Here is a 6,994-nt window from a genome sequence, read left to right as displayed (position 1 = left end):
GAGGGGAACTCCGAACCGGCAACGGTGACGATCACCATTGAAGGATCGCATGACAACACGGCACCGGTCTCGGTCGACGACAGCTACACTGTCGGTGAGGATGGCCTGCTTTCCGGCCAGAACCTTCTTGCCAATGATACGGATGCCGATGGCGACGGCCTGTCGGTTGCCTCGGTCAATGGCTCTTCCGCTTCGGTCGGCTCGCAGATCGTGCTGGATTCCGGTGCGCTGCTGACGGTGAATGCCGACGGAACATTTGACTATGACCAGAACGGTGCATTCGATCACCTGGGCGATGAAGAGACTGCAACGGAGACCTTCAGCTATGTTGCCAGTGACGGCGAGGGGAACTCCGAACCGGCAACGGTGACGATCACCATTGAAGGATCGCATGACAACACGGCACCGGTCTCGGTCGACGACAGCTACACTGTCGGTGAGGATGGCCTGCTTTCCGGCCAGAACCTTCTTGCCAATGATACGGATGCCGACGGAGACGGCCTGTCGGTTGCCTCGGTCAATGGCTCTCCTGCGTCGGTCGGCTCGCAGATCGTGCTGGATTCCGGTGCACTGCTGACGGTGAATGCCGACGGCACGTTCTCCTATGACCAGAACGGTGCATTCGATCACCTGGGCGATGAAGAGACCGCAACGGAGACATTCTCTTATGTTGCCAGCGACGGCGAGGGGAACTCCGAACCGGCAACGGTGACGATCACCATTGAAGGATCGCATGACAACACGGCACCGGTCTCGGTCGACGACAGCTACACTGTCGGTGAGGATGGCCTGCTTTCCGGCCAGAACCTTCTTGCCAATGATACGGATGCCGACGGAGACGGCCTGTCGGTTGCCTCCGTCAACGGCTCTTCCGCTTCGGTCGGTTCCCAGATCGTGCTGGATTCCGGCGCACTGCTGACGGTGAATGCCGACGGAACATTTGACTATGATCCGAATGGCGCGTTTGACGAACTCGACGCCGGTGAAAAGGGCGCCGACAGCTTCACCTATCAGGTCTCGGACGGTAACGGCGGCCTTGATACGGCGACGGTGAACCTTACCATTGACGGTGAGACAACACCCGATGAGGACCCGATTCCAGATCCGGTTCCGGGCACCGACAAGCCGGTGGTCATCGATTTCGAAGGTCTGGCGCCTGGTGAATACATGGGCGAGGCAGGATTCTCGCTCGAGGGGATCAACGTCACGACAGATGGCCAATTGGCAGGCTCCCTGTCCGGGGCGACATCAGGCTTCACGATTTCGGCAGGTGGCTCGGATTTCGATCTTGACGGCATTTTGCTTCAATCCGTGACCCGCAGGGCGCGCGTGACTGTTGAAGCCTATGATGACGGTGTTCTTGTCGGATCGATGAAGGTTCGCATCAACTCAAAAGGCACTTACGAACTTGAACTGGATGAAAGGTTCGACAGCGTCGATGAAGTGGTGGTGAGCAGCCGAAGGGACAAACCCTTTTATGTCGACAACATCTCACTGGTGACGCAGACGGAAGGACCGTCCGGAGGCAATCAGGGGCCCGTCGCGTTCGATGACAGTTTCGCGACGAACGAATCTGGTGTTGTGAGCGGTAACCTTCTGGGCAACGACAATGATCCGGACGGTGGCGAAATGTCCTTGCAGACCGTTGCCGGCCGATCCGACGGCACGGCAGTTCTCGCTTCAGGCGCCATTGTCACATTCGCGAGCGACGGCACGTTCAGCTATGATCCGAATGGTGCATTTGACCATCTTTCCGACGGTGAAACGGCAACCGATATCTTTGTCTATGACGTTGCAGACGGCAATGGCGGAACCGACACGGCCGAAGTGGAAATAACCCTCAATGGCGAGGGAACGTCACCGGTGGAGACCCACATCGGTTTCGAAGGCGGCTCTCCGTGTCGCTGGTTTGACGAAGAAGATGAATTCGTCTTCACCAACACCTACGTGACGGCCCGCACTCGGGGTGTCTCGGAAGGAGATTACGCAGGACGCAGCTATGGTGACAGCCTGTCATTTGCGCGTGCCGACGGCGAAAGCTTCGATTTCGAAGAGGCAACCTTCACGGCTTTGGGCTGGCGCAAGGCGACTGTCACCGTAGAAGGTTATCTGGATGGCGAACTCGTCGGTGTGGAAGATTTCCGCATTCGCGCAAACAAAGAAAAGACGCTTTCCCTGTCCGATGAGATCTTCGATGAAGTTGATGAGGTCGTTGTAACGTCCAATTATGGCGTCATACTTGACGATATGACCCTTATGGTTTGATCCGTTTATCGGCACTGCGATACCGTGGACCGGGCAGACAGGTGGATCTCCTGTCTGCCTTTTTGCGTGATGGAAGGGTGGCCAGGTCGGCTCCCGTGACTTCCGTCATGCGTCAAATTTGCATCAGCCGGCTTCGTACAAGACATGACCGGGCAACGCCCGTGGAAAATATGTGACGATGCCGCATTTCGACGGCTCACGGCAAAAATGCGCTTGCACCTGTTCCTGGAAAGAGGCAATCCTCGCTTATGGATGGTTCCGCCGATACGAACGTGAAGGCGGATGAAATGGGAACACGGTGAGGCGTACCCAACAGGGGCCTAGACCGTGGCTGCCCCCGCAACTGTGAGCGGCGAGCAAAGCCCGACATGCCACTGGCCGATAAGGCCGGGAAGGCGGGCTGCGCAAGGACCCGTAAGCCAGGAAACCTGCCATCCAAACGGTCGCTCCGACCAATTCAGGAAACCTATCGCGCACGGAGGGTGCGCAAAGGAGAAAAACATGCATATCGAACCTGGCATCGTTGATGGTGCCAAAATCGTACTCAGCTATGGCACGGCTGCCGCTTCCTTCGGTCTACTCGGAAAACTCGCGCTTGATACGGTGCGCAAAAGTGGTGTTTCCGGTCTTGCCGTCCGTTCCCTGATTACCTCGCTTCTGGTCTTCAGCTTTTTCGAGCTGCTGCCGCATTACCCGGTTGGAGTGTCCGAGGTGCACTTCATTCTCGGCGCAACCCTGTTCCTGATGTTCGGTGCGGGACCTGCGGCGATCGGCCTGGCCGCCGGCCTTGCCCTGCAGGGTTTCCTCATCGCTCCGTTCGATCTGCCGCAATACGGCATCAACGTGACAACTCTGATCGTGCCGCTCTGGGCCGTGAGCCTGCTGGCAAAGAAAATCATCCCCGAAAAAACGGCCTATGTGGATGTCTCCTATGCGCAGGCCCTGGCGCTGTCGACGACTTATCAGGGCGGGGTTGTCGCCTGGGTCGCCTTCTGGGCATTTTACGGACAGGGTTTCGGCGCAGAAAACCTGGCGTCAGTCGGGACCTTCGGAATTGCCTACATGCTGGTCGTTCTGGGTGAGCCCCTTCTGGACCTGGCCGTTCTTGCGGGAGCCAAGACATTGGCACCATTTACGAGAACGATGGCGTTCAACAGCCGTCTTCACCAACCTGCTGCCTGAAACGCGGGCTGTTTTCAAATTCGGGAAAGGGCGGCAACGGGCCGCCCTTTTTTTTGGCGATGGCACTGGTGGTATCGGTTCAGGGGAAAAACCCGATCAGGTCGGCTGCACTTTCCAGAACAACATCCGCATGCGGTGCAAGTTCCTGCCGTGCGCTCGTTCCCGTCAGAACCCCGATCGTCAGGCCGGCACCGGCGGCATGAGCCATTTCGATGTCGTGGGTGTTGTCGCCGATGACCGCGATTCCAGACGTGGGAACGCCGATCGCGTCGGCAAATCCATGCACCATGCCGGGTTCAGGTTTGGGACCGTGACCTGTGTCATATCCCGTCACGAAGTCGAATTTCGGTGCAAGGTTCGTGCCCTCCAGAAAGGCGCGGATTGCAGCTTCGCTGTCACTTGAAGCGACCCCCAGCCTGAAGCCACGCACCAGGAGCGCATCCACTGCCTCTCGAATGCCTTGCAGAGGGGCGGCATCATGCATTTTGGAAACAAATATGCGGTCGAGCTCAGTGGTCAGATCCGCGAGGCCAAAGTCCGCACCTCCGGCTATCCAGGCCTCGGCGATTTCTTCAGAATTGCCCGCAGCAAGCAGCGACCCGGCCTCCGATCTGCGCGTTGCAAGATCCAGTCCGGTCAGCTCAAGAAACCGCTCTGCATCGGTTGTCACACCTCTTGAAGCCAGCCTCGCCGCTTCCTCGTAGGCAGGGGTCCATGTTGCGTCGAAGTCGAGCAGGGTGCCGTCCTTGTCGAAGAGGATCGCTTTTGTTGCGGCTTTTTTTCTTCGCAGTTCTTCGGACGTCATGCGGGCCTCTGATGTGTGCTTTGACTCTTTGGGTGACAACGGCACTCTATTCGATTTTCTCCCTGCAGGGAGATCGCAAAAGCGGCATTTTCAGATGTGAAAAAATCAGCGGCTGCGACAACAACGGCAATTCTACCGGCGAGCAACCCCAAAGCTCGCCAGATCAAGATTTCCACTCCAGCGCCATGCACCGAGAAACGGTTCGGACAATGTCCTGCGTCCGTGTACTGCCCAGGCCGGATGATGAACAAAAGACCCGGGCGGCACCTGCCAATATGGCGCGCCTTCGAGAACCCACTCGGCCTTCCCGGCGATCACGAAGTATGTTTCTTCCGCGGCGTGGCTGGAAGGCGGGTAGTCGGTCCCGGCCTCGGAGACGAGCAGGCCAACGCGAACCTCGTTGTCCCGGACATGCCCGTCCGGACCGAGCAACTCCGTGGTGTAGAGGCTGTTTGAAACGTCGTCGGCAAGCCCGGTGCCTTGCCAGTGTTCCCAGTCGAGACTGGCCGCGCATCCGAGCACAAGCCTTGCGCAGTCGATGGCGTTGTCGAGTGCACATACCTGCCGAAGCAGTGCACCGGGGTGGTCTCGTGCAGGCCTTGCGTAAAAAGGCCGCTTCGACGCAGCTCTAAGCCTGACTGCGGCTGCGTCACCGCCCGGTCTTCCTTCCGCGCTGAAAGCCGATGCAATTGCCAGAAGCAGGGCGTCGAAAGCCAGGCGTTCCTTTGCTGCTAACGTCATCCGCGGCCTCCAGCCTGATTTTTCATTTCGGCAAAACGTTCACCCTTGAAGACCCTGACGGGATTGCCGCGCTCCAGCAACCTGTGCAACTGGTTCTGCGCCGACCGGTCCCGCGCAAGGCTCTCCTCTCGCTTGAGGATGAACCGTGCCACCAGCCGGTCAAGGGCAACTCTACGGTTTCTGTGTTGAGAGCGTTCGTCGGTGGAGACGGCAACCAGTCCGGTCGGCAGGTGTGTGACCCGGACTCCACTGTCGGTGGTGTTCTGGTGCTGACCACCGGGACCACCGGAGCGGAAGGTCTCGATCCTGAGCGCACCGGTCTCCAGATCGATCTCCGGCAGGTCCGAATTGTCGACCGAAAACACGCCGACATACCAGTTCTGCCGTCTGTGATGTGCGCGGAAGGGGCTTTTACAGATCCATTGGACGGTGCCGATCCAGGTGTTCGTGAATTCCGGCATCTGGCTTCCGGACAGTGTAACCAGCGCGGATGACGGATCCGCGCCGTCGCAGCCACCTGACATATCTGAACTGAACCGCAAGCCGGCTCGCCTTGCCTCGTGTTCCATTTGACGAAGAACGTGGGCGACGGCCCTGCGGCACTCACGGGGACCGTCACCGCTTGTCACCAGGAGGTGCTTTCGACTGGAAGTGTTCATCGCTTTGCCCTCCTATCCTTCAGGCGACCGTGTTTGTCCCGCCGCGCGGCTGCAAGTTCCCGGTTCACCGCCTTCTTGAACGTCAACAGCGGTTTCAGCGTTGCAACAGATTGTGCCAAATCGGACGTCCGCAGGTCGTCCAGCACCTGGTTAGGATCCTTGTACGCGTTCGGTGCTTCCTCGATGAGGAACTGGCGATCCTCGCAGATGACGTGTCCACCAAACGATGTCCGGATCAATCCGTCCCGGTCGGAACGGGTCGTTCCGGCGCGACCGGCCATCGACCGGCGATCATATTTTCGGCCCGAGCCGTGGGCAAGCGAGGCGAGTGCCTCCGGCCTGTCGGCCTTTGGCACCAGCAGATAGCTAAGGGCATCCCGGGATCCGGCGAGCGGAACCAGCGGAATGTCGGCTTTTGCCGCGCCCTTCCTGTGCAGAAGCCCGTCATCGTGCTCCTCAATCAGGTTGTGGGGTGCGTCGGCAACCAGCCGAAGGTCCGAGCGGAGCGCACGCGCGGCTCTTTCGGCGATCAGCCTTCTATTGAGGCTCGCCCAGCGAACCGCGTCGTTGTGCGCTGCCAGGTAGGTCCGTCCGACGGTGCTGTCGAGGTCCAGTCCGGAAAAACTTTCCAGAACCGTACCGAACACGGCCATGCCAAGTGATCTGGACCCGGAGTGCACCAGCAGCATCAGGTCGCCTTTCCTGATATCCGTGCCCGCAAGCAGGCAATCATCGGACAAGCTGCCGAGCTCCTGCAATTCACAGAAATGGTTGCCGCCGCCAATGGTCCCAAGCGCGACCGGATGAAGATCAGTCGGCAGGCCATCAGCTGCAAGACAAGCGCCGGGGTCTCCATGCCACGGTTCTTCCAGCACACGGATTTTCTGTGCGGCCTTGTCGAGCCGCAGTTTGCGGGCCGGCAGGTCGAGCGCAAACAGGCTCATGCCACAGCCGATATCGTTGCCGATCAGTTGAGGATAGATGCGGTCAGCCAGAATTGCGCTGCCGACCGGGCCGTATTTGCCTGGGTGGAGGTCCGGAAACGCGGCGACATGCGACACACCGGCCAACCTGGAGACAAGATCGAGCTGTTCTTCAGCCGCGCCTTCGATCCAGGTGGTCCTGGAATAGAAACGATGGATGGGCGCAGCATCACTTGAAGACGCTAGCCCTTCCTTTTGAGAAGTGCCCATTTGGGAACCCTTTTGAAAACAGGAAATACATCGGGTGCAAGTCAGTCTTGCACCGGATTGCCTCCACCGCACCGCGAGCGCGGATCAGTACAGGTTTGCCGCCGTCCTGGGCGCGCGCAACATGATCGTCATGTCTTTCTGTCCCGTCT

Annotated in this window: 6 protein-coding genes and 1 riboswitch; of the genes, 2 read left to right on the top strand and 4 right to left on the bottom strand. The window is 59.0% G+C overall.

What is annotated here, in order from left to right:
• Positions 1-2,265: cadherin-like domain-containing protein (locus LA5095_RS15680; protein WP_158510386.1), on the top strand; the 2,265-nt coding region annotated here is incomplete at its 5' end.
• A gap of 236 nt (positions 2,266-2,501) precedes the next feature.
• Positions 2,502-2,715, top strand: a riboswitch (cobalamin riboswitch).
• Positions 2,716-2,766: 51 nt separating this feature from the next.
• The gene (locus LA5095_RS15675; protein WP_055116442.1) at positions 2,767-3,447 is read left to right on the top strand and encodes an energy-coupling factor ABC transporter permease; all 681 of its coding nucleotides are present in this window, start codon (positions 2,767-2,769) and stop codon (positions 3,445-3,447) included.
• A 79-nt stretch (positions 3,448-3,526) separates the two neighbouring features.
• Here LA5095_RS15675 and LA5095_RS15670 read toward each other — a convergent pair whose 3' ends face one another.
• From LA5095_RS15670 to LA5095_RS15655, 4 genes are all read right to left on the bottom strand, one after another.
• Positions 3,527-4,252 (bottom strand): HAD family hydrolase, encoded by a 726-nt coding sequence (locus LA5095_RS15670; protein ID WP_055116953.1) that lies wholly within the window; start codon positions 4,250-4,252, stop codon positions 3,527-3,529.
• 132 nt (positions 4,253-4,384) lie between these two features.
• Positions 4,385-4,993, bottom strand: a complete 609-nt coding sequence (locus LA5095_RS15665; RefSeq protein ID WP_055116440.1) for a dimethylsulfonioproprionate lyase family protein — start codon at positions 4,991-4,993, stop codon at positions 4,385-4,387.
• Complete coding sequence (prfH, locus tag LA5095_RS15660; protein WP_055116439.1) at positions 4,990-5,652, bottom strand: peptide chain release factor H; 663 nt, start codon at positions 5,650-5,652, stop codon at positions 4,990-4,992. The genes LA5095_RS15665 and prfH overlap by 4 nt, the downstream gene beginning before the upstream one ends.
• A complete protein-coding gene (locus LA5095_RS15655; protein WP_055116437.1) occupies positions 5,649-6,845 on the bottom strand; it encodes an RNA ligase RtcB family protein in 1,197 nt (398 codons plus the stop codon). The genes prfH and LA5095_RS15655 overlap by 4 nt, the downstream gene beginning before the upstream one ends.
• Positions 6,846-6,994 lie beyond the last annotated feature (149 nt).

Origin of the sequence: Roseibium album (genome assembly GCF_001404515.1) — a bacterium.
Lineage (GTDB): Bacteria > Pseudomonadota > Alphaproteobacteria > Rhizobiales > Stappiaceae > Roseibium > Roseibium album.
The sequence above is the reverse complement of the archived record's forward strand: the minus strand, read 5'-3'. Positions and strand labels throughout refer to the sequence as shown.

Coding starts and splice junctions, on each gene's coding strand:
- LA5095_RS15675 (WP_055116442.1), top strand. CDS start 2,767: ATGCATATCGAACCTGGCATCGTTGATGGTGCCAAAATCGTACTCAGC.
- LA5095_RS15670 (WP_055116953.1), bottom strand. CDS start 4,252: ATGACGTCCGAAGAACTGCGAAGAAAAAAAGCCGCAACAAAAGCGATC.
- LA5095_RS15665 (WP_055116440.1), bottom strand. CDS start 4,993: ATGACGTTAGCAGCAAAGGAACGCCTGGCTTTCGACGCCCTGCTTCTG.
- prfH (WP_055116439.1), bottom strand. CDS start 5,652: ATGAACACTTCCAGTCGAAAGCACCTCCTGGTGACAAGCGGTGACGGT.
- LA5095_RS15655 (WP_055116437.1), bottom strand. CDS start 6,845: ATGGGCACTTCTCAAAAGGAAGGGCTAGCGTCTTCAAGTGATGCTGCG.